Origin of the sequence: Vibrio toranzoniae, assembly GCF_024347655.1 — a bacterium.
GTDB lineage: Bacteria > Pseudomonadota > Gammaproteobacteria > Enterobacterales > Vibrionaceae > Vibrio > Vibrio toranzoniae.
Window position 1 is genome coordinate 2578564 of the sequence record NZ_AP025514.1, and the last position, 25029, is coordinate 2603592.

Annotated in this window: 19 protein-coding genes; 7 read left to right on the plus strand and 12 right to left on the minus strand. The window is 45.0% G+C overall.

Annotated elements, in window-relative coordinates:
* Positions 1-25 precede the first annotated feature (25 nt).
* The 10 genes from OCU50_RS11550 to hrpB all read right to left on the minus strand — a co-directional run bounded on the left by OCU50_RS11550 (position 26) and on the right by hrpB (position 16766).
* Positions 26-1054, minus strand: a complete 1029-nt coding sequence (locus OCU50_RS11550) for an ABC transporter ATP-binding protein (protein ID WP_060468564.1) — start codon at positions 1052-1054, stop codon at positions 26-28.
* Positions 1054-2679 (minus strand): ABC transporter permease, encoded by a 1626-nt coding sequence (locus OCU50_RS11555; protein WP_060468565.1) that lies wholly within the window; start codon positions 2677-2679, stop codon positions 1054-1056. Before OCU50_RS11555 ends, OCU50_RS11550 begins: the two co-directional genes overlap by 1 nt.
* A gap of 246 nt (positions 2680-2925) precedes the next feature.
* A complete protein-coding gene (locus OCU50_RS11560) occupies positions 2926-3939 on the minus strand; it encodes a Fe(3+) ABC transporter substrate-binding protein (protein ID WP_060468566.1) in 1014 nt (337 codons plus the stop codon).
* Positions 3940-4233: 294 nt separating this feature from the next.
* A complete protein-coding gene (locus tag OCU50_RS11565) occupies positions 4234-5463 on the minus strand; it encodes an ammonium transporter (RefSeq protein ID WP_017056637.1) in 1230 nt (409 codons plus the stop codon).
* Positions 5464-5490: 27 nt separating this feature from the next.
* Positions 5491-5829: a P-II family nitrogen regulator gene (gene glnK / locus OCU50_RS11570; RefSeq protein WP_017056636.1), complete on the minus strand. Its 339-nt coding sequence runs from the start codon at positions 5827-5829 to the stop codon at positions 5491-5493.
* A gap of 219 nt (positions 5830-6048) precedes the next feature.
* Positions 6049-6417, minus strand: coding sequence for a YacL family protein (locus tag OCU50_RS11575; protein WP_060468567.1), 369 nt, complete (start codon positions 6415-6417; stop codon positions 6049-6051).
* Positions 6418-6699: 282 nt separating this feature from the next.
* The gene (gene acnB / locus OCU50_RS11580) at positions 6700-9288 is read right to left on the minus strand and encodes a bifunctional aconitate hydratase 2/2-methylisocitrate dehydratase (protein WP_060468568.1); all 2589 of its coding nucleotides are present in this window, start codon (positions 9286-9288) and stop codon (positions 6700-6702) included.
* Between the two features lie 271 nt (positions 9289-9559).
* On the minus strand, positions 9560-11893 hold the full coding sequence (locus OCU50_RS11585; RefSeq protein ID WP_060468569.1) for a patatin-like phospholipase family protein: 2334 nt from the start codon (positions 11891-11893) through the stop codon (positions 9560-9562).
* 38 nt (positions 11894-11931) lie between these two features.
* Positions 11932-14331, minus strand: a complete 2400-nt coding sequence (mrcB, locus tag OCU50_RS11590) for a penicillin-binding protein 1B (RefSeq protein ID WP_060468570.1) — start codon at positions 14329-14331, stop codon at positions 11932-11934.
* Complete coding sequence (gene hrpB, locus OCU50_RS11595) at positions 14328-16766, minus strand: ATP-dependent helicase HrpB (protein WP_235588155.1); 2439 nt, start codon at positions 16764-16766, stop codon at positions 14328-14330. The genes mrcB and hrpB overlap by 4 nt, the downstream gene beginning before the upstream one ends.
* Before the next feature lie 94 nt (positions 16767-16860).
* Here hrpB and sfsA point away from each other — a divergent pair, with 94 nt between their 5' ends.
* The 7 genes from sfsA (at position 16861) to panC (ending at position 23021) form a co-directional block, all read left to right on the plus strand.
* Positions 16861-17604 (plus strand): DNA/RNA nuclease SfsA, encoded by a 744-nt coding sequence (gene sfsA, locus OCU50_RS11600; RefSeq protein WP_017056630.1) that lies wholly within the window; start codon positions 16861-16863, stop codon positions 17602-17604.
* A 135-nt stretch (positions 17605-17739) separates the two neighbouring features.
* Positions 17740-18186 (plus strand): RNA polymerase-binding protein DksA, encoded by a 447-nt coding sequence (gene dksA, locus OCU50_RS11605; protein ID WP_004738189.1) that lies wholly within the window; start codon positions 17740-17742, stop codon positions 18184-18186.
* A 222-nt stretch (positions 18187-18408) separates the two neighbouring features.
* Positions 18409-19308 (plus strand): tRNA glutamyl-Q(34) synthetase GluQRS, encoded by a 900-nt coding sequence (gluQRS, locus tag OCU50_RS11610; RefSeq protein WP_060468571.1) that lies wholly within the window; start codon positions 18409-18411, stop codon positions 19306-19308.
* A 159-nt stretch (positions 19309-19467) separates the two neighbouring features.
* Complete coding sequence (gene pcnB / locus OCU50_RS11615; RefSeq protein ID WP_060468572.1) at positions 19468-20823, plus strand: polynucleotide adenylyltransferase PcnB; 1356 nt, start codon at positions 19468-19470, stop codon at positions 20821-20823.
* A complete protein-coding gene (gene folK / locus OCU50_RS11620; RefSeq protein ID WP_060468573.1) occupies positions 20820-21305 on the plus strand; it encodes a 2-amino-4-hydroxy-6-hydroxymethyldihydropteridine diphosphokinase in 486 nt (161 codons plus the stop codon). The genes pcnB and folK overlap by 4 nt, the downstream gene beginning before the upstream one ends.
* A 22-nt stretch (positions 21306-21327) precedes the next feature.
* Positions 21328-22122 (plus strand): 3-methyl-2-oxobutanoate hydroxymethyltransferase, encoded by a 795-nt coding sequence (panB, locus tag OCU50_RS11625; RefSeq protein ID WP_060468574.1) that lies wholly within the window; start codon positions 21328-21330, stop codon positions 22120-22122.
* A gap of 8 nt (positions 22123-22130) precedes the next feature.
* Positions 22131-23021, plus strand: a complete 891-nt coding sequence (panC, locus tag OCU50_RS11630; RefSeq protein WP_060468575.1) for a pantoate--beta-alanine ligase — start codon at positions 22131-22133, stop codon at positions 23019-23021.
* Positions 23022-23150: 129 nt separating this feature from the next.
* Here the strand turns inward: panC and OCU50_RS11635 are convergent, their stop codons facing one another.
* Positions 23151-23921, minus strand: coding sequence for an ABC transporter permease (locus OCU50_RS11635; RefSeq protein ID WP_060468576.1), 771 nt, complete (start codon positions 23919-23921; stop codon positions 23151-23153).
* 1 nt (position 23922) lies between these two features.
* Positions 23923-24840 (minus strand): ABC transporter ATP-binding protein, encoded by a 918-nt coding sequence (locus OCU50_RS11640; RefSeq protein WP_060468577.1) that lies wholly within the window; start codon positions 24838-24840, stop codon positions 23923-23925.
* Positions 24841-25029 lie beyond the last annotated feature (189 nt).

A 25029-nucleotide genomic window follows, 5' to 3' on the forward strand; every position in this document is an offset into this window, starting at 1 on the left:
ACGATTAGTATCGCGTTATATCTCTTTAAAAAGCTAATACGCCTTTGGTATCGACTTTTACGTTGACCGGCATACCCACTTCAAGTGCTTCTGATGAAGTTGCTAATAACTTCTGACCATGCGCTTCGATTACATAACGACAGTGGTCGCCCATAAATTGCTGTTCTAGCACCGAAATAGCACTACCTTGCTCGTAACTTGCTTGTATATGCTGAGGTCTTAGCAGAAGCTCACAAGTATTGCCGAACTCAATCTCCGTTTGCGGTTTGGCTTCAATCATACCCAAACTGGTTTCAAATTCATGTTCTGAAACACGCTGTGCATTGAGATAGCTACCGCCGCCCAAAAAATCTGCAACGAACTTACTCGAAGGATGGAAATACAACTCAGAGGCCGAACCATACTGTTCAATCACACCATGGTTCATTACTGCCATCTTATCTGCAAACGCGAACGCTTCTTCACGGCTGTGAGTTACGAAGATAGCTGTGACACCCTGTTTCTTAAAGATTTTACGAATCTGAGAAATCAACTCATGACGCACTTGAGTATCAATGTTCGAGAAAGGTTCATCCAACAAAAGTAGATCTGGCTTATATGCCAAAGAACGAGCAATCGCAACACGCTGCTGTTGACCACCTGAAAGTTGGTGTGGATATCGGTCACCGAATTCATCTAAATGAACCAACTCCAACATCTCTTGGACCTTCTCTTTCTTTTGATGCTCAGAGAGATCTTTCAAGCCAAAACCGACATTCTGGTTGACCGTCAAGTGCGGGAACAAGGCGTAATCTTGGAAAATCATACCAATGTTTCGTTGTTCTGGTGGTAACCAACTCTCACCATCATCGATGGTTTGACAGTTTAAGCTCATTACGCCGCTACTCAATGGAAGTAAACCCGCGATCGCCTTAAGCAAGGTGGTTTTTCCGCAGCCACTGGCACCAAGCAGACAAACAATTTCACCATGCTCAACTTCTAAAGAAAGCGCTTCCAAAATGGTTTGCGACTCATACTTACACGTCAGCTCTTTAATTGATAATGCACAACTCATTAGTGTTTCTGCTCCAAGGAACGGTTTACGATGATCAGAGGAATTAAACCCACCAGCACCAATAATACAGCAGGCATCGCCGCTAACTCTAGGTGTTCGTCTGAGGCATAGTTATAAACATAAGTCGCCAATGTTTCGAAATTGAAAGGACGTAACAACAATGCCGCATTTAACTCTTTCATTGATTCGATAAACACCAATAAACCTGCGATCAACGCGCCGCGTTTAATCAAAGGTAAATGAACACGACGTAACATCTGGTTGGTATTACAACCCATGGTTTTAGAAGCCATATCCAATGAAGGAGATACTTTACTCAAGCTACTTTCGATACTGCCAATGGCAACCGCCGAAAAACGCACCACCATGGCAAAGATAAGTGCAAACATGGAACCAGAGAAAATAAGTCCTGGTCGTCCCCACTCCATCACTTTAGCGATGTCATTGACCAAGTGATCCATAAACAACACAGGTACCATCACGCCAATCGCTAACACGGTGCCTGGAACGGCATAACCCATTGAAGCAAGTCTCATGTAAGCCTGGTTTTTCTTACTTGGGCTAACACGCTGATTAAAATTCACAATCATCGCAATGATAACGCCAATAATCGCCGCAACTACAGACACATAAAGGCTATTAACGGCGTACTCTCTGAATTCAGGCGTCCAACTTTGCGCAAAATATTTGTAGGCATAGATCATTAACTGGCCAAGAGGGAACAAGAATGCAACGCACACTAACCCCCAACACCAGAACAGTGCCAACCACTTTCTCCAACCGGAAAGATCGTAGCGAAAGTCTTCGCGACTGCTGAATTGATTCTGGAACAGTTTCTGTTTACGACGGCTATATCGCTCGGTACTCAATAAGAGAATGACGATCACCAACATGATTGCCGATATTTTTGCTGCGGCTGTTAGGCTCGAATAGCCCAACCAAGTATCGTAAACCGCAGTCGTTAGTGTGTTAACAGCAAAGTAACTTACAGTACCGAAGTCACCGATGGTTTCCATCGCAACAAGAGACAAACCTACCGCCATTGATGGGCGAACAAGCGGTAATGAAATACGGCGAAAACTCTCCCAAGGCGAACATTTAAGCAACCGAGCCGACTGCAATAGAGATACATTTTGTTCCATGAATGCTGCACGGCACAACAAATAAATATAAGGATAAAGGACGAGAGATAGAACAATAATAGCGCCCGACAAGGTTCTGATATCTGGAAACCAATACTCTCCGGGTACCCATCCAGTCAAATCCCGTAATAGGATCTGAATAGGCCCGGCGAAATCGAACCAGTCGGTAAAGATATAGCCGATAATATAGCCAGGCATTGCTAATGGTAGTACGAGTGCCCATTGCAAAACACGCTCCCCCGGAACACGGCACATTGCCATAACCCAAGCCGACGGAATACCAAAAACTAAAGACAGGAACATGGTTCCTATGACTAAAACCACCGTATTATAAGCATAGGTGGGCATCACTGTAGATATCAGATGAGAAAACAGCTCATCAGTTTCTCCAACAGCAGTCGTAAAAATCGCTAAGACAGGTAAAACCAGCAATACAGCAATGATGACGCTGCTGGTGTTCCATAAATAATTCTTCTCTTTCATCGCCTAACTACAACGAGGCTTAATGAAACACAAATGCATTTGCAAATACATCTCATATCCTTTTAATGGTGGGGGTATTTATACCCATATACTGTAATGACTTCAAGGTGAGATGCTCATAACTCAGAGGATTAACGGCGAGCTTTGTATCAAAAAGTGACTTTCAAAAAACAAACAACCCCAAGTGGCCAAAAAGTGGCGACTTGGGGTTGTGATTTTTTGCGGGCAAAAGCCTACAAGAATAAGTTATAGATCGAACTTAACTTCGTCTAATAGCTTGATTGCAGCCGCGTGGTGGTCAGCAATTTGGTCTAGAGAAATAGTATCAGCTTTGAATTCACCCCATGAAGCAACAAGTTCAGAAGGCTTCACATCGACTTTAACTGGGTATTCATAGTTTACTTCTGCATACATTCCTTGTGCTGTGTTACCAGAAAGGAATTCCATCAGCTTAACGGCATTCTCTTTATTTGGAGAGAATTTAGCCATTGCCATACCAGAGATATTTACGTGAGTACCTGTTGTTTCTTGGTTAGGGAAGTTGATATAAACCGCATCAGCCCAAGCTTTTTGTTCTTTATCGTTAATCATCTTACCTAGGTAGTAGCTGTTACCAAGAGCAACGTCACACAGGCCTTCTTTGATTGCTTTAACTTGCGCACGGTCGTTGCCTTGAGGCTTACGAGCTAGGTTTGCTTTTACGCCTTCTAGCCATTCTTTCGTTTCAGCTTCACCTTTATGAGCGATCATTGAAGATACTAGAGAAACATTGTATGGATGCTTGCCGCTACGTGTACAGATTTTACCTTTAAATTCAGGCTTAGTTAAATCTTCATAAGTGAACTCTTCACCTAGGCGACCAACACGGTCACGCGAAGAATAAACGCTACGTGTACGAGTTGTTAGAGCAAACCACTCGTTAGCAGTATCTTGGTATTGAGCGGGAATGTTCTTTTCCAGTACATCACTTTCAACAGATTGAACTAGATCTTGTTTAGTAAGTTCAGATAGACGGCTGATATCGACAGTTAATACAACGTCAGCAGGGCTGTATTCACCCTCTTGAGCTAACTTTTCTGCTAAACCTTTTTTAGCAAACTTAACGTTTACTTTAATGCCAGTCTCTTTCGTGAATTCCTTGAACATTGGCTCAACTAGGAAAGGTTGACGGTAAGAGTACACATTTACTTCTTCCGCAGCCATTGCTGTCGGAGCAATTACACTACACGCTAGAGCTGAAAGTGTTAGCAGTTTCTTCATTGTAAAGTCCTTTATATCGAAATGATAATGTCTATCAGTTGCGTTATTATATTCATCAATAACATAATTACAATGACGACCGACAAAAAAACACTCCGTTCAGCATCTTAAAACTCGCACTTTTGTAACAATATATTACAACCATTCTCATCACAATTTCTAGTTAAACACTTAGCCTCGCTTGATATATCACAGCCTGAGCCAGGCGACTATAAATAGTAAAGCCCTACAACCATGAGTTGAAGGGCTTTACTTTACAGCTTAACTTTTCAGATCAGGCGGTTACTGCTGCTCTTACTTTACTGATACAAACTCTGGGTAAGCGCCTACACCACAATCGTGCATGTCCATACCTTCAAGTTCTTCATCTTCAGTGACGCGAATGCCGATTGTTGCTTTAAGCACAGCCCATACCGCTAGGCTCGCACCGAATACCCAAGCAAAGATGACTGCAGCACCCAGTAGTTGAGCACCAAATGTTGCATCAGCGTTGCTTAGTGGCACAGCCATTAGGCCGAAGAAACCACACACACCGTGTACAGAGATAGCACCTACAGGATCATCAATCTTAGCTTTATCTAGAGCAATGATACTGAATACCACTAATGCACCAGATACTGAACCAATAGCGACCGCAAATAATGGAGAAGGAGATAGTGGATCTGCCGTAATAGCAACTAAACCAGCTAATGCACCGTTCAGTACCATTGTTAGGTCTGCTTTACCCCAAGTTGTCTTACATACTAGTAGTGCTGCAATGGCACCCGCTGCTGCTGCCGCATTTGTATTCAGAAAGATTTGCCCCACTGCTGTCGCATTCTCAAAATCTGAAACCATAAGTTGAGAACCACCGTTAAAACCAAACCAACCGAACCAAAGAATGAAGGTACCTAATGTTGCTAGTGGCATATTTGAACCAGGAATTGGATAGATTGCACCATTTTTCCCGTATTTACCTTTACGAGCACCTAATAGTAAAACACCAGCTAACGCTGCTGAAGCACCAGCCATGTGTACAATACCTGAACCAGCGAAGTCACTGAAACCCGCTTCAGATAGGAAACCACCGCCCCAAGTCCAGTAACCTTCCATCGGGTAGATAAACGCTGTTAGTACAACAGAGAAGATTAGGAATGACCAAAGCTTCATACGCTCAGCAACCGCACCTGAAACGACAGACATTGCTGTTGCGACGAATACGACTTGGAAGAAGAAATCAGACTCTAGAGAGTGATCTGCACCTTCACCCTGCGTACCAATTAAAGCACCAAACGAAGGTAACCAGCCGCCTTCGCCATTGTTTACATACATGATGTTGTAGCCAACCACTAAGAAAGTCGTACAAGCAATGGCGTACAAACAGATATTCTTAGTTAAAATTTCTGTGGTGTTCTTTGAACGAACTAAGCCAGCTTCTAACATCGCGAAGCCTGCTGCCATCCACATTACCAACGCACCCGAAATGAGGAAGAAAAAAGTGTCTAGTGCGTAACGTAGTTCCGTTACTGTTGTTGTAAGTTCCATATTAAAGTCTCCAGTCCTTGTAATTCTTTAAAGTGCTTCAGCATCCATTTCACCAGTACGAATTCGTACGGCTTGGCTTAGGTCATACACAAAGATTTTGCCATCACCTATTTTCCCGGTGTGTGCCGCTTGGCTAATCGCTTCAACAACTCGGTCAACATTCTCTGCTTGGGTTGCAATCTCTATCTTTACCTTCGGTAGAAAATCAACTTGGTATTCCGCACCACGATACAATTCAGTGTGTCCCTTCTGACGACCGAAACCTTTCACTTCAGAAACCGTCATACCTTCAATGCCCACATCAGAGAGTGCTTCACGTACATCGTCTAATTTGAATGGCTTAACAATGGCATTTATTATTTTCATATTCGTTCCTTAAATTCTTCAGTAATCCGTTCATTCTCTTATTACAATCCAAGTAGCGTGCCAAAAAATTAAACTATTGATATTAAAGGGGATAACATAAACAAGGCCGTAATAACAAAAAAGGCTGCACCAATGCGGTGCAGCCTTTTCACTATCTTAATGCGTAACGCTATTGTTGCTCCAGTTTTGGGCAACGGGAACCTTAAAAGCCCGAAACAGCTAGTAACCCAAGAAATCCATCCAACGATCAATGAGTAGCTCGAAATCATCGATTCCACAGCTTGCCTGGCTTTCACAGTTATAGAAATCAAACTCACTGCCTTCTTCCATCTCTTGCTCGTGGCCGAGTACGTTTTCTTGAATCGTGACTTCATCTTCATTGATCGCTAGGCTGATCTCTTTACCGAGTAGCGTCACCTCATTACTCAGATCCTGTCGGGAGCGATCAATAAGCGCCATCACATGATCTAATTTCTGCTTATCTTTACCGATCTCTTCTTGAAGCCAACGGCCAACAATCTCATGGCCCATGCTGCATTTCACATAGTATTCACCCATTAGAGTGTTTCTAACAAATTCGAATTCCATAAGACTCCAAAGCGCTAATAAAAATAAGGCTCAATAAATAGGTAGTAAAAAATGAGGCGAGAGTATATAGCTAAGTCATCAAGAGATCGAGTCGCTCGTCGTCCTAGATTCAGACATAAAAAAACGCCTACCGAAGTAGACGCTCTATCATTTGGGTTCCTCTAAATAGTTGGAGTTGCAGCTAGGCGACAAGTAAGTTCATCCCTATGAGCATAGAAGCTCTATGTGATTAGAGTGAACGTACGCAGTCAACAACGCTGCAGCTACAAATATAACGAGGAACTAAGCTGGCTCTTGGAAGATAACTGTATCCGCTTTTTCCGTGTACTGACCCATTTTATGGAAATTCAGGTAACGGTATGTGTCAGCAGCCGTTGCATTAACCTTCTCTGCATACTCTAAGTACTCTTCTTTGGTCGGGATGCGGCCAAGAATCGCGCCAACAGCTGAAAGCTCAGCAGACGCTAGATAAACGTTCGCACCATTACCCAAACGGTTCGGGAAGTTACGAGTAGACGTAGACATTACCGTCGACTTGTCTGCGACACGAGCTTGGTTACCCATACATAGAGAACAACCCGGAGTTTCAATACGAACCCCAGCACGGCCAAAGATGCCGTAGTAACCCTCTTCTGTCAGCTGGTCTTTATCCATCTTCGTTGGCGGAGCCACCCATAGACGCGTATTTAGTGAGCCGTTAAACTCTTCAAGCATCTTACCTGCTGCACGGAAGTGACCGATGTTTGTCATACAAGAACCGATGAACACTTCTTGAATCTCAGTACCTTGAACGTCAGAAAGAAGACGAGCATCATCTGGATCGTTTGGTGCACATAGGATTGGTTGGTCGATGTCAGCAAGATCAATTTCAATAACATGAGCGTATTCAGCATCTGAATCAGCAGACAACAACTCAGGGTTTGCTAGCCACTCTTCCATTGCCGTAATACGGCGCTCAATAGTACGCACGTCACCGTAGCCTTCAGCGATCATCCACTTAAGCATCACGATGTTCGAGTTCAAGTACTCAGAGATAGACTCTTCAGAAAGCTTAACCGTACAACCTGCAGCAGAACGCTCAGCAGATGCATCAGACAGTTCGAATGCTTGCTCAACAGATAGGTGCTCAACACCTTCAATTTCTAGTACGCGACCAGAGAATTCGTTGATCTTACCAGCTTTCTCTACAGTCAGTAGACCTTGCTTGATACCGTATAGAGGAATTGCGTGTACTAGGTCACGTAGCGTGATACCTGGCTGCATTTCACCTTTAAAACGAACCAAGATAGATTCAGGCATATCAAGCGGCATAACACCGGTTGCCGCCGCGAATGCGACTAGACCAGAACCCGCAGGGAACGAAATACCTAGTGGGAAACGAGTATGCGAGTCACCACCGGTACCAACAGTATCAGGAAGCAACATGCGGTTTAGCCATGAGTGGATAACACCATCACCCGGACGTAGTGAAACACCCGCACGGTTCATGATGAAATCAGGCAGCGTATGGTGAGTGTTAACATCAACAGGTTTCGGGTATGCCGACGTGTGACAGAAAGACTGCATAACCAAATCAGCAGAGAAGCCAAGACATGCAAGATCTTTAAGCTCATCACGCGTCATAGGGCCCGTTGTATCTTGAGAACCTACGGTTGTCATCTTAGGCTCACAGTACTGACCAGCGCGAACGCCTTCAACACCACATGCTTTACCTACCATCTTCTGAGCAAGCGTGTAGCCTTTATCAGAAGCAGAAGGATCAATTGGTTTAGCAAACAAATCGGTTTCAGCTAAGCCAAGAGAATCACGAGCTCGACCTGTAAGGCCACGACCGATGATCAGTGGAATACGACCACCAGCACGAACTTCATCTAGAAGCACTTTGCTGAGTTCGAAGTTTGAAATCACAGAACCGTTTTTGTGAACAACACCTTCGTACGGGTAGATATCAATAATATCGCCCATGTTCATGTCTTGTACGTTCAGTTCAATAGGTAGTGCGCCTGAATCTTCCATTGTGTTGTAGAAGATTGGAGCAATTTTACCACCTAGACAAACACCACCAGTGCGCTTGTTTGGTACAAATGGGATATCTTCACCCATGAACCAGAGCACGGAGTTTGTCGCTGATTTACGCGAAGAACCGGTACCCACAACATCACCAACGTAAGCCAGTGGAATGCCATCTTTTTGTAGTTCTTCAATTTGAGTAATTGGACCAACGTTACCCTGATCGTCAGGAGTAATGCCTTCACGCTCCATCTTCAGCATCGCCTTTGCGTGTACTGGGATATCAGGACGTGACCATGCATCTGGCGCAGGAGATAGGTCATCGGTGTTCGTTTCACCAGTGACTTTAAATACTTTAACGGTGATTTTTTCTGCTACTTTATCTTTCGCTGTAAACCATTCAGCATCAGCCCAAGATTGAAGTACTTGTTGTGCAGCAGCATTGCCAGCTTTTGCTTTCTCTTCTACGTCGTAGAACGCATCAAACATCAGTAGAGTATGAGACAGTGCTTTAACAGCGATTGGAGCTAGCTCAGCATCATCAAGTAGGGATACTAGAGACTCGATGTTGTAACCGCCTTGCATAGTGCCAAGCAGCTCAGCCGCTTTTTCTTTACTTACTAGTGGAGAAGCTACTTCACCTTTTGTGATAGCCGTAAGGAAACCAGCTTTTACATAAGCAGCTTCATCAACGCCTGGTGGAATGCGGTTTTCTAGTAGGTCAAGAATGATTTCTTCTTCACCTTGAGGTGGATTCTTCAGAAGTTCAACTAGGCCAGCTACCTGCTCAGCATCTAGTGGTTTTGGAACAACTCCTTCGGCAGCACGCTCTGCGACGTGTTTACGGTAGGCTTCAAGCACGACTTTTTCCTCTCATTGCGGTTCACTTCTTACCTTCATAATTATTAGTAAAATAAAGAAGTGGACATCCTTGGAAACTTGGCTCTCCATTGCCATTTTTGTCATTCAATTTGTATTGATGAGCGGCGTCATAGAGGCCAAACTGTGGGCGGTAGAATAGCAAATTTAACGTTAAATTAAAATCTTATCATTTTGACCAACATAGCAAGTTAAGACGAAAGTCTTACTATTTTTACCTATTTACGCAGTTAAACACTTCTCCCACTCATGTTTATTTGTAAGACGTGCCAATAATTAAGTAGACCGAGTCGTAGTTATCTTCGGTTCGTCCATAAGCCAGAATAATGGGCCCTATTGGGGAGTCTACTCCAGCAAAAACTGAACCAGCCGTGAACATTGGCGCTTCATCAATGCTCAGCTCATTGTTAGACCATACTCCACCATGTTCTATCGATGCACCTATATAGAATGGAGACTCAAACAAACCAAAGTCGTTTTCAAACCACTTGTATCGATAAGTTAAGCTGCTATACGCTAAGTTCTGGCCTATTAGGCTGTTTCTTGGGATACCGGATAAATTCAGGAATCCACCAAGCTCTTTCGGATCAATGGGAAAAACAGAGTTTTTGCTTTCGACCATACCAAAATCCAGCTTTGCGACTAAAGTATGCTTCTCAATACTTTGTGCAGCCATGAAGTTTGCTGAAAACTCATAAACAGTATCACTATTCGATGTTAAATCAGAATCCCCAAGCGAACTGTCATTTTCAAAGTCATCATGAGAGACAAGGTACTCTAAATCGACAAAGTAACCCTTGGTCGGCAAGCTGAAGTTATCCAAAGTATCCAGTCGGTAACCCATAAATCCACCAAGACGCTTGAAGCCACCGCTGCCCAGTGAAGGTAACGAAGATACCTCAACATCCCCATAAGTATAACGAAGACCAAATTTCAGTTCTTGCCACAAGGTAGGTTGATAGCCTAATGCCAGTTCACCGATATATTCACTATACGTCATTGGGAGATAATCTTTCGTTACGTCCAGTGTCGGTTCTTCAATATCGTCAATATCTGCCGGTAGATTTCGGTTCTCTTTGCTATAAACAACCGATGCTGAAGTGAACAATTTTTGACTCGAAAAGAATGGCGAGAAAAGCTCGGCTTCAATTCTCTTATCAGTCCCCATCTCGACGTTGGTTCTCAACTCAGCACCATGTTGATTAATATCGGTAAAGTTGGCAGAGATACCAATCGAGTATTGGCTTTCTGTAGAGAAGTCATCTTCAAGAAAGAATCGAAAATTGAGGTAGTTTGGGCCCCAAGACTTTTCATTAACATCCACTTGTAGCTGCTCTTCGCCATCAACAGTCTCAAATTCATAAGTGACCAACTCAAACCTATCTAATGCATAGAGATCTTGTACTTTAGATTCGATTTCACTGGTTTTAAGAACCTCACCAGAATCGAGGTTTAAACGGTTTCCAATCAGCTTATCTGAGTAATGGGTGTTGTTATTGATAACCACTTTGTCGACCACAGTTTTGTCACCGTGTTTAAGCTGTCTACGAGCCTTCTGTTTATCATCAATATAGTGTTGGTAGTCCGCATAGGAGAGCGACAACTTGGAAAGCTGATCGGTATACTGCTTAGCTTCCTCGTATCCGGCATGGTAAGCCGTCGGCATTTTATCGAACTCTGTCGTTTCCATTTGTCCAACATCGGGGCGCAAGAACACATCGCCCTCCGTTAACGTAGCGGCTTGATCTTGAGTACTACGGCGAACAAGGTAATTAGAGAGTTGATCGGCGGCCGCTAGAAAATTGGTGTAGTCTTCCATACCTTTATAGTTAGTACTAATATCAACGGCGATAACGATGTCAGCGCCCATCGCTCTTGCAACGTCAACAGGCATATTATTGGTCACGCCGCCATCAACGAGCATTCGCCCCTCGACTTCATAAGGTGGAAGCGCTCCGGGCACCGACATACTTGCCATCATGGCATCAACAAGATAACCATGGTCGATGACCACTTCTTCAAGAGCGATAATGTCCGTTGCGACTGAACGATAAGGGATAGCAAGGTGATCAAAAGAGTCTATCGGGGCTAAGTTACCCGTAGTCTCACGTAGAATACGCAGCATATTCTGCCCTTGTACCACACCTTTACTCGCTTTGACTTCTCCCCAACCTAATCCTAGGTCGGTGTTTAGCTGATAGCGGTCTTCATATTCTTTATCACGTACTCGGCGATCACTACGGTTAACACGATCTCGGTAACCACGATTCCAATCTACCGTATAAATAAAACTTTCAATCTCGTCGGCACTCATTCCTGTCGCATACAATCCACCAACGTAAGAGCCCATGCTGGTGCCGGTAATATAATCCACCGGAATTCGCATCTCTTCTAAGGCTTTAAGTACCCCAATATGAGCTGCACCTTTGGCTCCTCCACCAGCAAGCACAACAGCAACCGTTGGCCTTTTACTCACTTGCTCAGTCTGCTGAGACTCATCAACCTTCACCGCTGTATATGCAAACAGCTGAAAACTGAACACAGTACCGACAATGCCTAACCCACTCACTAGCCAACGAGAAATCATTATTTAAACTATCCTTGTCATTGTTTTCTGCTGCGACTTTACCACTGAAAAAGCTTTTTTAGCCACTGTTTTGGCTGACTTTCACAACCCTTCTTAATACTGCCACTCTCATCCCAAACGGGTAACTTAACTGCACCGTCACAGTTAAACTCTAAAGCACCGTCAGAAGCGCGAGTGAAGCGTGCCGTAGAGATTCCAGTAGGCCAAGGCAGTAATAGTTGTTCTGGCGTTCTCTGCTTTAGGTAATCAGCATAAACACGCAATGCACCGCTAGAACCCGTTAATTTGGTCGGTTTATTGTCATCGCGCCCTAGCCATATCGTCGTTACCTCACGGCCATCAACCCCAACAAACCAACTGTCTCGGCTGTCGTTACTAGTACCCGTTTTACCGGCTAAACCAGCCCATGAAAACTGACCTTGTAGGAAGCGACCAGTCCCTTCCGACACACCACGTTTCATCGCATAAGTCGTTAGCCAAGCCGCTTGCTGATCAACACTTTGCGATACGCGAGGAATCGATTGATATAAAACCTCACCGTCATTATCAACCACTGAACGAAGTGCCGATAACGGCGCGATACGCCCAGAGTTAGTGATCGTCTGGTACATCTGTGCTACCTGAAACGGTGTCAATGAGAACGCACCTAAGAACATCGATGGTACTGGACGAATCTCTTTTTTATCGACGCCCAACTTTCCAATCGTATCTGAGACACTATCAATGCCTAGCTGCATCCCCAATCGAACCGTTGGCACGTTATAAGACTTCGAAAGTGCCACATACAAAGGCACTTCACCGCGGAACTTACGATCGAAGTTTCTCGGGCTCCAGACGCTGCCTTTACTGCCTTTCAAACTGAGTGGAGTATCCATCAAAGTCGTCGCAAGCGTGTACTTTTGTGGCTGTTCCAATGCTGTCAGATAAATTGCAGGCTTCACCAGTGAACCAATAGGGCGGCTCGCATTCAGAGCACGGTTGAAGCCATCGTAGCCAGTACGCTTCCCCCCTACCATCGCACGGATTTCACCGGTATTCCTATCGACAGCAATCGCCGCGGCTTCAAGCTGATTACCTCCGGTTTTGGATAACTCAGGCACCTTACGTGCTATGGATTTTTCTAATTGGTCTTGAGAAACCGGGTCCAGAGAGGTAAAAACTCGTATCCCTTTCTTGGCTTCAAATCGCTCACCCACATACTTTTTCAGTTCAATGTTGACCTGTTGAAAATACGCAGGCTGACGGCTCGCAATACGCGGGTTGTCTTGAATATCCAGATCGCGACTCGCGGCTTCTTCATACTGTTTCGGTGTCAGTATGTCTTGTTGCATTAGTAAACGAAGTACCAAATCACGACGAGCTTTGACACGCTCAGGGTAACGAACGGGGTTATAATACGATGGTCCTTTCACCATTCCGACAAGCAACGCTAATTGGTCAATACGAAGCTCTTGAATAGGTTGACCGAAATACAAGCGCGAAGCCAAACCGAAGCCATGAATGGCTTGACCGCCATTTTGGCCTAAGTAAACCTCGTTCAAGTAAGCCTCTAAGATTCGGTCTTTGCTATAACGATGATCCAAGATCAGAGCAATGTAGGCTTCACGAACCTTACGCCACAATGTGCGCTCACTAGATAGGAACAGGTTCTTCGCTAACTGTTGAGTCAGCGTACTGCCACCTTGTACCGTGCGCCCCGCTTTAACGTTAACCACCATCGCACGAGCTATCGCTAATGGGGACACTCCATCGTGTTGATAGAAGTTTCGGTCTTCGGTTACCAATAGTGCATCAACCATTACTTCAGGGAATTGATTACGTTTTAAGAACAAACGCTGCTCATCGTTACTTTTTTCAAGCATGCCAAGCATTTTCGGCTCTACACGCAGGTAACCCATGTCGCCTTTCCTCTCTAGCGACTGGATTCGAGTTAATTCGTTGCCATTGAAGTGCAGCATCACATGACGATCGGCTTCTGGCCCATCGACAAACTCAAACGGACGACGAATCATCTCTATCTTGGTTGAAGAGGAAGAGTACTCGCCCGGATGACGAGGAGAGTTCACCTTACGGTAATTCAGTACATCCAGTTCATTCTTAACCTGTGTCAAACTCACCGCAGTACCCGGAGACAGATCCAACACACGTGCATAAACCACGGTTGGCAAATCAAACAATTGACCTTCAAATCGCTGTTTGACTACAGAGTCTAGGTAGATACCAACAAACAACAATAGCGCAGCCAAGGCTAAACCCGCTTTCCAAGCAATCCCCCACAAGATTTTCAACCAACCTCGGTTGCCCAATTTTTTGGCTCTTGGCTTGGTCTTCTTCGCGGCAGCTCTCGGTTTTCGAGGCTTGGCTTTGGTCGCTGGTGACTTCTTTGCTGGCGCTTTTTTAGGTGGTGCCTTTTTTGGCGTTAACATTTTGGTCATCATCGGTTCAACTGTCGTTTGGTTTTAGTGGTTGCTACATGGTTAGCAGGATCATCAGGCCAAGGATGTTTTGGGTAACGGCCTTTCATCTCTTTTTGTACTTCTTTGTACGCGCCAGCCCAAAAGCCAGCTAAATCTTGAGTGATTTGCAATGGTCTCTGCGCAGGAGAAAGTAACTCAAGCACGACTTTTTTACGACCTTGCGCTATCAAGGGTGAGTCTTGTTCACCAAAGACTTCTTGCATTCGCACCGAGATCACAGGCTCCGATTGATATTGGTATCGAATCGCTTTTTTACTGCCTGTAGGCATCACGTAATGCGTCGGTAGCCATTGGTCGATTTCTTGATTCAACGGCCAACCAAGGTACGCCGACAGTGCCTGTTCAATCGACACATTCGACAACCCTTTTGCTGACTTAATGCCATTCAAATACGGCGACAACCAGGTATCTAGATGTGTAATTAAACTAGTCTCATCCATTGCAGGCCAATCATGCTCCGGCATCCAAAGCTGAGCGCAGCGTACACGTTCAACTAGCTGCTTCGCGGCGGGCGTCCAATGTAAACGATCAAGACCACACCGATCGATATAATTGAGTAGCGCTTGGCTTGCCTGATTCGCACTCGGCTCAGGTAAGGCTTTGGTGCTGATAATCAGTTTGCCCAAAGACACTCGCTGCTCAGCAACCAAGCGGCCACGCTTCTCATCCCAATCCGCATAATCTGAACAGACGAAGAGTTTGGGAAACGCTTCTTCTAACTGCGCAATATCGACAGCGGTTGCCAAGAAAACCTGACTGGCTCGTCCTGTGCTGCGCATCAAATCAATCACCACGATGTAATCGTTATTCGCCAATGGATCATCATCACGAACCTCAGCTCCATGACCATTCGCAAGAAGGAAAGCACTGCCAGTCGCGCTTCTCGCCTGAGCTATTCGGTCAGGAAATGCAAAACAAAGCACTAATGGTAACAATGATTCGTCAAGTTGTGACAAATCTACGTGATGATTGAGTTTGCTGGCGAGGCTTTTCGCTCGCTGCATCACTACGTTGTTTTTCGAATGCTTTCTTTGCTTAAGCCGGTGCAACGAATGCTGAATATCGGTGACGTTGCGTTCAGGCTCTTCAAGTAAAGCGGCGGCGACAATCGCGGCATTCAGCAATGCTTGGCTGCCCTGTTGCGCTTTTATCAGCATGCTGGCGATACGAGGCTCAAGACCTAAACGCTGAGCTTGTTTACCTAGCGCCGTAAATTGGCCATTACAGCCTAATACCTCAAGGCTTTGCAGCAGTTGCTTGGCTTGTTCCACTGAAGCTTGTGGCGGAGCATCTAGCCATTGCAACTCGTCTGCAGTTGCAGCGCCCCATTGCGTCAACTCAGCCACCAGCGAAGAGAGATCCGAATGGAGAATTTCAGGCTCAGGTACAGCGGGTTGATGCATTAACTGCGTTTCACTGTACAAGCGAACACACAAACCTTCTTCAATTCGCCCTGCACGGCCTGCACGCTGCTCAGCGGAAGACTGCGAGATTTTCACTTGATCAAGCTTGGTGATGCCGGTTTTCAAATCAAACTTGGCGACTCGCTCAAGACCAGAATCCACCACTAACCGAATGCCCTCAATGGTCAGAGAGGTTTCCGCTATATTGGTGGCCAACACCACTTTTCGACGCCCTTTCTCAGACGGTGCGATCGCTTTCTGTTGTTGAGGAAAGCTGAGTTGACCGTACAAAGGACACACATCGATATCGTTAGAGAGTTTTTCTAGTTGAGACTCCACCTGCTTAATCGCAGACACCCCAGGTAAGAATGCCAACAACGAACCGGATTCCTTCTCCATCAAAGAGCGAATCACGCTAGCCATTTTAGGGGCTAAGTACTCATTGGTATTAAGAGGCTGATAACGGAACTCAACCGGAAAAGTACGACCTTGGGATTCAACGTATTTGGCATTGGGCAATAAAGACTGCAAAGCTTGTTGGTTTAATGTCGCCGACATCACCACCACTTTTAGATCGTCACGCAACGCCTCTTGGATCTCTAAACTAAAAGCGAGAGCAGTATCCGCATGAATGCTGCGCTCGTGGAACTCATCGAAGATCACCATATCGATCCCGCTCAATTCAGGGTCGGTTTGGATCATTCTTGTCATGATCCCTTCGGTAACGATCTCCAAACGAGTTGCACTGCTGGTTTTAGATTCACCACGAACTCTAAAACCTATGCTCTCCCCTACCTTCTCTCCTAGTTGGCTCGCCAAGTAAGTGGCAATATTCCTAGCCGCCAAACGCCTAGGTTCAAGCATGATAATTTTGCCTTGAACAGCATTGGTCTTAACCAGTTGCAAGGGGAAAAATGTTGATTTACCTGCACCGGGAGCGGCCTTTAGAATAAGTTGAGTGTGTGTTTCTACGCCTGCGAGCAGATCTGGCATCACAGCTTCTATGGGCAGTTGTGGCAATGGGAGAACCTTGTGGTGTAATGTTGGCAGCATTGTACATAAAAACTGACCTCTCTAAATAAGTAATATGCACTTCAATCCGCCATTAGAGCCAGCGACTCTTATTAAACGCTATAAACGTTTTCTTACTGACATCAAACTTCCAGACGGCAGCGAGCGTACGATTCATTGTGCTAACACTGGAGCGATGACGGGATGTGCGACACCTGGCAACACGGTGTGGTACTCAACATCAGATAACGCCAAAAGAAAGTACCCAAATAGCTGGGAGATCTCAGAAACAGACAAAGGTCACCGTATTTGTGTAAATACTGCTCGGGCAAACCAGCTAGCAGTGGAAGCAATTGAAAATGGGACTATAGTTGAACTCTTAGGCTACAACGCGTTACGAACTGAAGTGAAATATGGCAGTGAGAATAGTCGAATCGACATTCTGCTTGAAGATAACGAAAAGCCGCCTTGTTATATCGAAGTCAAAAGCGTCACTTTGCTTGACGAGCAATTAACGTCAACTAAGCAAGAATCATCAACCAAAGGACAAGGTTTTTTCCCTGATGCTGTGACAACCAGAGGCCAAAAACATCTGCGTGAACTCACAGAAATGGTCGAATCTGGAAATAGAGCCATACTTTTATTCACTGTTTTACATTCAGGTATTGAAAAAGTATCCGCGGCACACCATATAGACGCCAAATATTCGTTATTACTAAAACAAGCACAAGACGCTGGAGTTGAAGTGCTTTGCTATAAAGCAGAGCTCAGCAGTACTCAAATACAACTAAAACAAGCTGTTGAATTTATCAATAGTTAAACAAAGATGCAGAACTAATCACATTGATTGCAAGTTTGAATAAGAGTATTTGCCACCATTCGTTCTTTCTGCTATAGATACCCGCCTTAAAATTAGCTGCTTTGCAGTTGACTAGGTGTAAATAGGAGATGCTGTATGCCAGAATCTAAGAAAAAAGCGCTAGGCATCCTAGCCATCGCAGGTGTTGAACCGTACCAAGAAAAGCCCGGTGAAGAGTACATGTCACCTGAGCAAACGGAACATTTTACAAAAATTTTAGCAGCTTGGCGCAACCAGCTCAGGGAAGAAGTTGATCGTACTGTGCACCATATGCAGGATGAAGCGGCGAATTTCCCAGACCCAGTTGACCGCGCTTCTCAAGAAGAAGAATTCAGCCTAGAGTTACGTAACCGTGACCGTGAGCGTCGTCTTATCAAGAAAATTGAAAAGACACTAGACAAGATCGAAGAAGATGATTTCGGCTTCTGTGATTCTTGCGGGATCGAGATTGGCATCCGCCGTCTTGAAGCTCGTCCAACCGCTGACCTTTGTATTGACTGTAAAACGCTTGCAGAGATCAAAGAGAAACAGATGCAAGGTTAATTCTTGCGGATGTAAAGAAAGGGAGCTTTGGCTCCCTTTTTTGTTGGCCATCTCCGTTAAAAATTTCATACACTTGATAGCAAATAGCAGCTTTAAAGCTGAGTTCTATGCATTAAACCGCTAATTCAGCGTCTTAACACGCTAGCCAAACGCATTATAACAACTAATTAAACACCTTAAGAACCAGCTACTGCGGTACCATCAGAATTAGGTTATTCACTCATGAATTATATCGGGCGCTTTGCACCATCACCGTCAGGTCCTCTTCATTTTGGCTCGCTTGTTGCTGCTCTAGGTAGCTACTTTCAAGCGAAATCTAACCAAGGACAATGGTTAGTTCGTATGGAAGACCTTGACCCGCCAAGAGAAATGGCCGGCGCTGCAGACCTCATTCTTAAAACGCTTGAGGCTTACCACCTATTTTGGGATGGCGAAGTCGTCTATCAAAGTCAGCGTCACAACATGTATCAAGCTCAAATTGATCAATGGGTCGCTGATAAACAAGCCTACTACTGCCGATGCACTCGTAAACAGATAAAAGCCTTAGGCGGTTTCTATAATGGCCACTGCCGACACGCAGGTTTGATTGATTCAGGTGAGCAAGCGGTGCGCTTGTGTATGGATTTCCCTGTTGAGTCGTTTAATGATGTTCGTCACGGCTCGATTCAGATACCTAAAGCATTAGCGGAAGAAGACTTCATTATCAAACGCCGAGATGGATTGTTTGCCTATAACTTAGCGGTTGTCCTTGATGATATTGAGCAAGGGGTAACAGAAGTCGTAAGAGGGGCGGACTTGATAGAACCAACAGGTCGCCAAATAAGCTTGTACCAAACACTCAAGCAAAAAACAGTGAGTTACTTGCACTTACCATTGGCAACCGATGGTTTGGGGAATAAACTGTCAAAACAGAACCATGCCACCGCGATAGATCTCGACAATCCAAAACCAACGTTACTCAACGCTATGCGATTCTTAGGTTTTGATATCCCAGCAGCCCTTTTTGAAGCTTCAATGGATGAGATTTTATTGTGGGGCTGCCAGCAATGGCACGTCAGTCAATTACCTGATAGTTTACAAAAAGAGCATCGTAATGAGCTCGAAACTAATGGTAAATACTAAAAGCGACACATAAAAATGCCATAACCAACAGCAGCGGTTAGGCCGATGATGTTCTCAAATGGCTCGCGCTAAGCTATTATTAGCCGCAATTAAACTCTGCACTACCACTTTGGACTAAGAGAAAAACAAAGTTGGCGATACCTACTTTGTTCTAAACTAATGAATACAAACGACAATACCCCAAGCGAACAACGCGGATTCCACGAGTTAGCTCTGAATGTTTATACTCGCCAAGAGCACAATATTTCACGCAAGCAGATCAGTGACAACGCACTAAAAGTGTTATATCGCCTGAATGGTGCGGGTTTTGACGCGTTTTTAGTCGGTGGTGGTGTACGCGATATCTTATTAGGCTCTCAGCCGAAAGATTTTGATATTGCGACCAACGCAACGCCAGAACAAATCAAACACCTCTTCAGAAACTGTCGCCTTATCGGTCGCCGTTTTCGATTAGCCCATATCATGTTTGGCCGAGACATCATTGAAGTAGCGACTTTCCGTGGCCACCACCAGGAGCCATCGAAAAACGTTTCTGCCCAATCGGAAGAAGGCATGTTGCTACGCGATAACGTGTACGGCAATGTTGATGAAGATGCAGAGCGTCGTGACTTCACTATTAACGCGATGTATTACAACATTGCTGATTACAGCATCCACGATTACGCAGGTGGTGTAGAAGATTTAGAAGACAAGCTGATCCGCCTAATCGGCGATCCTGAAACTCGCTACCGTGAAGACCCTGTACGTATGTTGCGTGCAATGCGTTTCGCCGCTAAGCTAGACTTCGATATTGAAGAAGACACCGCCGATCCTATTGAAGAACTGGCACATCTTCTCAAAGACATCCCAGCAGCGCGTCTTTACGAAGAATCTCTTAAATTGCTTCAATCAGGTCATGGCTTAGAAACCTACCACCTAATGCGTGAATACAACCTCTTCCAGCAGATGTTCCCTGCTGTGGCAGAGCACTTCACTGCCAATTACGACTCTCATACTGAACAGATGCTGGACTTAGTACTCGACTCAACCGACCTTCGCATCGAAGAAGGTAAACGAGTAAACCCTGCCTTTATGTTTGCAGCAATTCTTTGGTATCCAATGAACAAGCTCGCAGACAAGCTAGTCGCTGAGCAGGGTATGGCGCACTACGATGCAGTCATGGAAGCGAGCAACATCATTCTTGATCAACAAGTAAAATCTATTGCGATTCCTCGTCGCCATACAGCAACCATTCGTGAAGTTTGGCAACTGCAACTACGATTGCCTCGCCGTAATGGTAAACGTGCTGTTCGCCTTATGGAGCTTAATAAGTTCCGTGCAGGCTACGATTTCCTAGAAATGCGTGGGGAGATTGAAGGGGGCGAAACCAAAGAGTTAGCGAAATGGTGGGAGCGTTATCAGACCGCAGGTCGCAACATGCGCCAAGCGATGGCCAACGACGTAGCAGCGCCCTCAAAATCAGGTCATCGTCGCCGTAAGACTTACCGTAATAAAAAGAGTAAGCAGTCAGAATGATAACCGCTTACATTGCGGTCGGCAGCAACCTTGCCGCCCCAGTTAGCCAAGCAAACTTGGCTATCGAAACGCTAAAAAGCCTACCGCGATCAACGTTTATTGCGAGCTCGCAGCTATATAGTAGCACTCCAATGGGGCCACAAAATCAACCAGACTACATCAACGCGGTAGTGGCAATCCAAACAGAATTAACGCCAATTGAACTGCTTGATTGCACTCAAAAAATCGAGTTAGAGCAAGGGCGCGTCCGTAAAAACGAGCGTTGGGGGCCAAGAACCTTGGATCTCGACATTGTGCTATACGGCAATGAGGTGATCGATTCAGAGCGTTTAACTGTTCCTCATTACGGAATGAAAGAACGAGAGTTTGTTCTCTACCCGCTTGCTGAAATCGCACCAAGTTTACAGCTCCCAGATGGGACTGAGCTGACAGACTTACTCAAGTTAGTTGATAAGAACGGGCTCAATGTTTGGCAACAATAGTCAAGCGCATTAAGGAAAACCAATGAAAAAAGTAACCATTAACGACCTTATCAAATGCAAACGTGAAGGCCGTAAATTCGCGACTTCGACAGCTTATGATGCGAGTTTCGCTCAATTGTTCGAAAGCCAAGAAATGCCAGTCCTGCTTGTCGGCGACTCACTTGGTATGGTACTACAAGGCCATAACGATACTTTACCTGTAACTGTAGAAGATATTGCTTACCATACGCGCTCAGTGCGTTCTGGTAGCCCAAACTGCCTTCTTATGGCTGATATGCCATTTATGAGCTACTCTACCTCTGAGCAGGCTTGTGAGAGCGCAGCAAGCTTAATGCGTGCTGGCGCGAACATGGTAAAAATCGAAGGCGGCAGTTGGTTGGTTGATACTGTTAAGATGCTCACAGAACGTGCTGTACCAGTATGTGCGCACTTAGGTTTAACACCTCAATCTGTGAACATCTTTGGTGGCTACAAAATACAAGGCCGTGACGATGAGCAGGCCGAAAAAATGCTTGCTGACGCTTTAGCTCTACAAAACGCTGGCGCACAAATCGTGCTACTTGAATGTGTCCCGGCTTCATTGGCAAAACGAATTACTGAAGCTTGTGACGTACCCGTTATTGGTATTGGGGCAGGTAATGTTACCGATGGGCAAATCCTAGTAATGCATGACATGTTCGGTATCTCTGCGAACTACATGCCGAAATTCTCTAAGAACTTCTTAGCCGAAACGGGTGACATGCGAAAAGCAGTTGCACTGTACAAAGAAGAAGTAGAGAGTGCGCGTTTCCCTGATGACGCTCATACAATCGCTTAGGAATAACTATGCAAACTTTTGCTGAAATAGCGGCTCTTCGTGAGCAGATTAAACAGTTTAAGCGTGATGGACGCACAATAGCTTTTGTACCAACAATGGGGAACCTACATGAAGGCCACCTTACCCTGGTAAAGAAAGCGCGTGAATTAGCTGATATTGTTGTGGTTAGCATTTTTGTTAACCCAATGCAGTTTGACCGTGCCGACGATCTAAACAACTACCCTCGAACGTTAGAAGCTGATCTAAGTAAACTAACCGGGGAAGGCGTTGAGCTTGTGTTTACTCCTACTCCAGAAGTAATGTATCCAGAGGGCCTAGATAAACAAACATTTATCGAAGTTCCGGGCCTATCACACATGCTTGAGGGCGCTTCTCGCCCAGGGCATTTTCGCGGTGTCGCGACAATTGTGACTAAGCTATTTAATGTTGTTCAGCCAGATTTTGCATGCTTCGGCGAGAAAGACTTCCAGCAACTTGCTGTCATTCGCCAGATGACGACTGACTTAGCGTTAGACATTGAGGTTGTGGGTGTCGCGACTGTTCGTGAAATGGACGGTTTGGCAATGAGCTCTCGCAATAGCAATCTCACTATGGATGAGCGCCAACGCGCACCTGTTCTAGCGCGCACCATGCGTTGGATCAGCAGTGCAATTCGTGGAGGTCGTGATGATTACGCATCAGTGATTGAAGATGCAACAGATCAGCTTCGCGCTGCCGATCTGCAACCAGATGAGATCTTCATTTGTGATGCCAAGACTCTGCAAGCCATCACTTCAGAATCAACTCAAGCAGTGATTCTTATGTCAGCTTTCCTAGGTAAGACTCGTCTTATCGACAACCAAGTTTTTGATTTGGTAACGGAAACGAAAGAAGAAGTGAAAGAAGAAACGGCTGAGTAATCGCGTTTTTCTCTTTAAGTAAACCAGCTCCTAGCGCAAAGCAAAAGCACAAACGGAAAAATCAAAAAAGGTCGATGTAATATCGACCTTTTTCTTTGTCTGTTATTCAGGGTAACCAGTTATTTACTACTAACTACGTAAGCCGATACCTTTCGTCACTAGGTAATGTGCGATGCCATACAGCACCACGATAAACACACCTAAAACGCCAAACGACGTCACAATACCCACATCAGATACACCTAGAAAGCCATATCGAAATGCGTTTACCATATACACGATCGGGTTCAGTTTGGACACACCTTGCCAGAATTCAGGCAGTAAACTGATCGAGTAGAATACACCACCAAGGTAAGTAAGAGGTGTCAAAATAAACGTTGGAATGATAGATATATCATCGAATGTGCGCGCAAATACCGCATTAATCAAGCCACCCAGAGCGAACACTACCGACGTTAAAAATACCGTCGCAATGATCACCCCCCAATGCTCAACTTGGAGGTCGACAAAGAACAGTGATACGAAGGTTACGATAGTACCCACTAACAAACCACGAACCACGCCGCCCATCACGAAACCGGCGATAATCACGTAGTTAGGAACAGGTGCGACAAGCAGCTCTTCAATGTTCTTTTGGAACTTTGCACTAAAGAACGAGGATGCCACATTTGAATATGAGTTGGTGATCACCGACATCATGATCAGACCCGGCACAATATATTCCATGTAACTAAAACCGTTCATTTCACCAATACGGGCACCGATAAGGTTGCCAAAAATAATGAAATACAGCGTCATGGTAATCGCAGGCGGTACCAATGTTTGAACCCAGATACGCGTAAAACGGTTGATCTCTTTGGTCAACAAGCTGCAAAAAGCTGTCCAATATAGGCTGTACATATTATTTACTCCCCTCACGGACAATACTCACAAATAGCTCTTCTAAACGATTCGCTTTGTTGCGCATAGAGAGGACTTTAACCTGTTGCTCGCTCAATTGAGCAAAGATCGTATTCAAACCTAGGTTCTTGTCGACTTCGATTTCTAGCGAGCCATTCATCATCACTTGGCTATTAACACCTTCCACTTTAGGTTCAGCCGTGCCCTCTTCGAGATCAAAAATAAAGGTCTCTGCACTCAATTTACCAAGCAGTGCCTTCATCGTTGTATTCTCAATGAGCTCGCCACGATTGATGATACCGATATTGCGACACAACATTTCCGCTTCTTCTAGGTAGTGCGTGGTCAAGATAATAGTAATGCCTTGCTTCTTATTTATCTCTTGCAAGAATTCCCACATTGAACGACGCAGTTCTATATCAACGCCAGCTGTTGGCTCATCCAAAATCAACAACTGTGGTTCATGCATTAAAGCACGTGCGATCATCAAACGGCGCTTCATGCCACCAGACAAGTTACGCGCACGTTCGCTACGTTTTTCCCACAAATCCAACTGAGATAAGTACTTTTTCGCTCGCTCTTTCGCCAATGCTTTTGGCACGCCGTAATAACCCGCTTGTTGCAGCACGATCTGTTCAACGGTCTCAAACGGGTTAAAGTTAAACTCTTGAGGCACAAGGCCTAAGTTCAGCTTCGCCAACTCTAGATCGGTATCAATGTCGTAGCCGAATACTTTGACCTGACCTGAAGTCTTGTTAACAAGAGAGGAGATAACGCCAATTGTGGTTGATTTCCCTGCACCATTTGGACCAAGTAGTGCGTAAAAGTCGCCTTTTTCTACTTGCAAACTAACGCCCTTCAGAGCCTCGAAGCCCCCAGCATAAGTTTTTCTTAATTGCTCAATTTCTAATGCATACATAGAGATAGACTGCCATTTGCTATAGATAGATGTGGTTAGCCGCGCATGAGGAAAAGTGTAAAGCTTTAAGCGAACAGGTTGAAACTAAACCTGACTTGTCTGCACGGCCATTTTGCAAACAAGTCTATCGTTGAATTACGATGAATACAAATATCGATTATCCGTTTCTTTTGAAAGCTTGATAGTTTT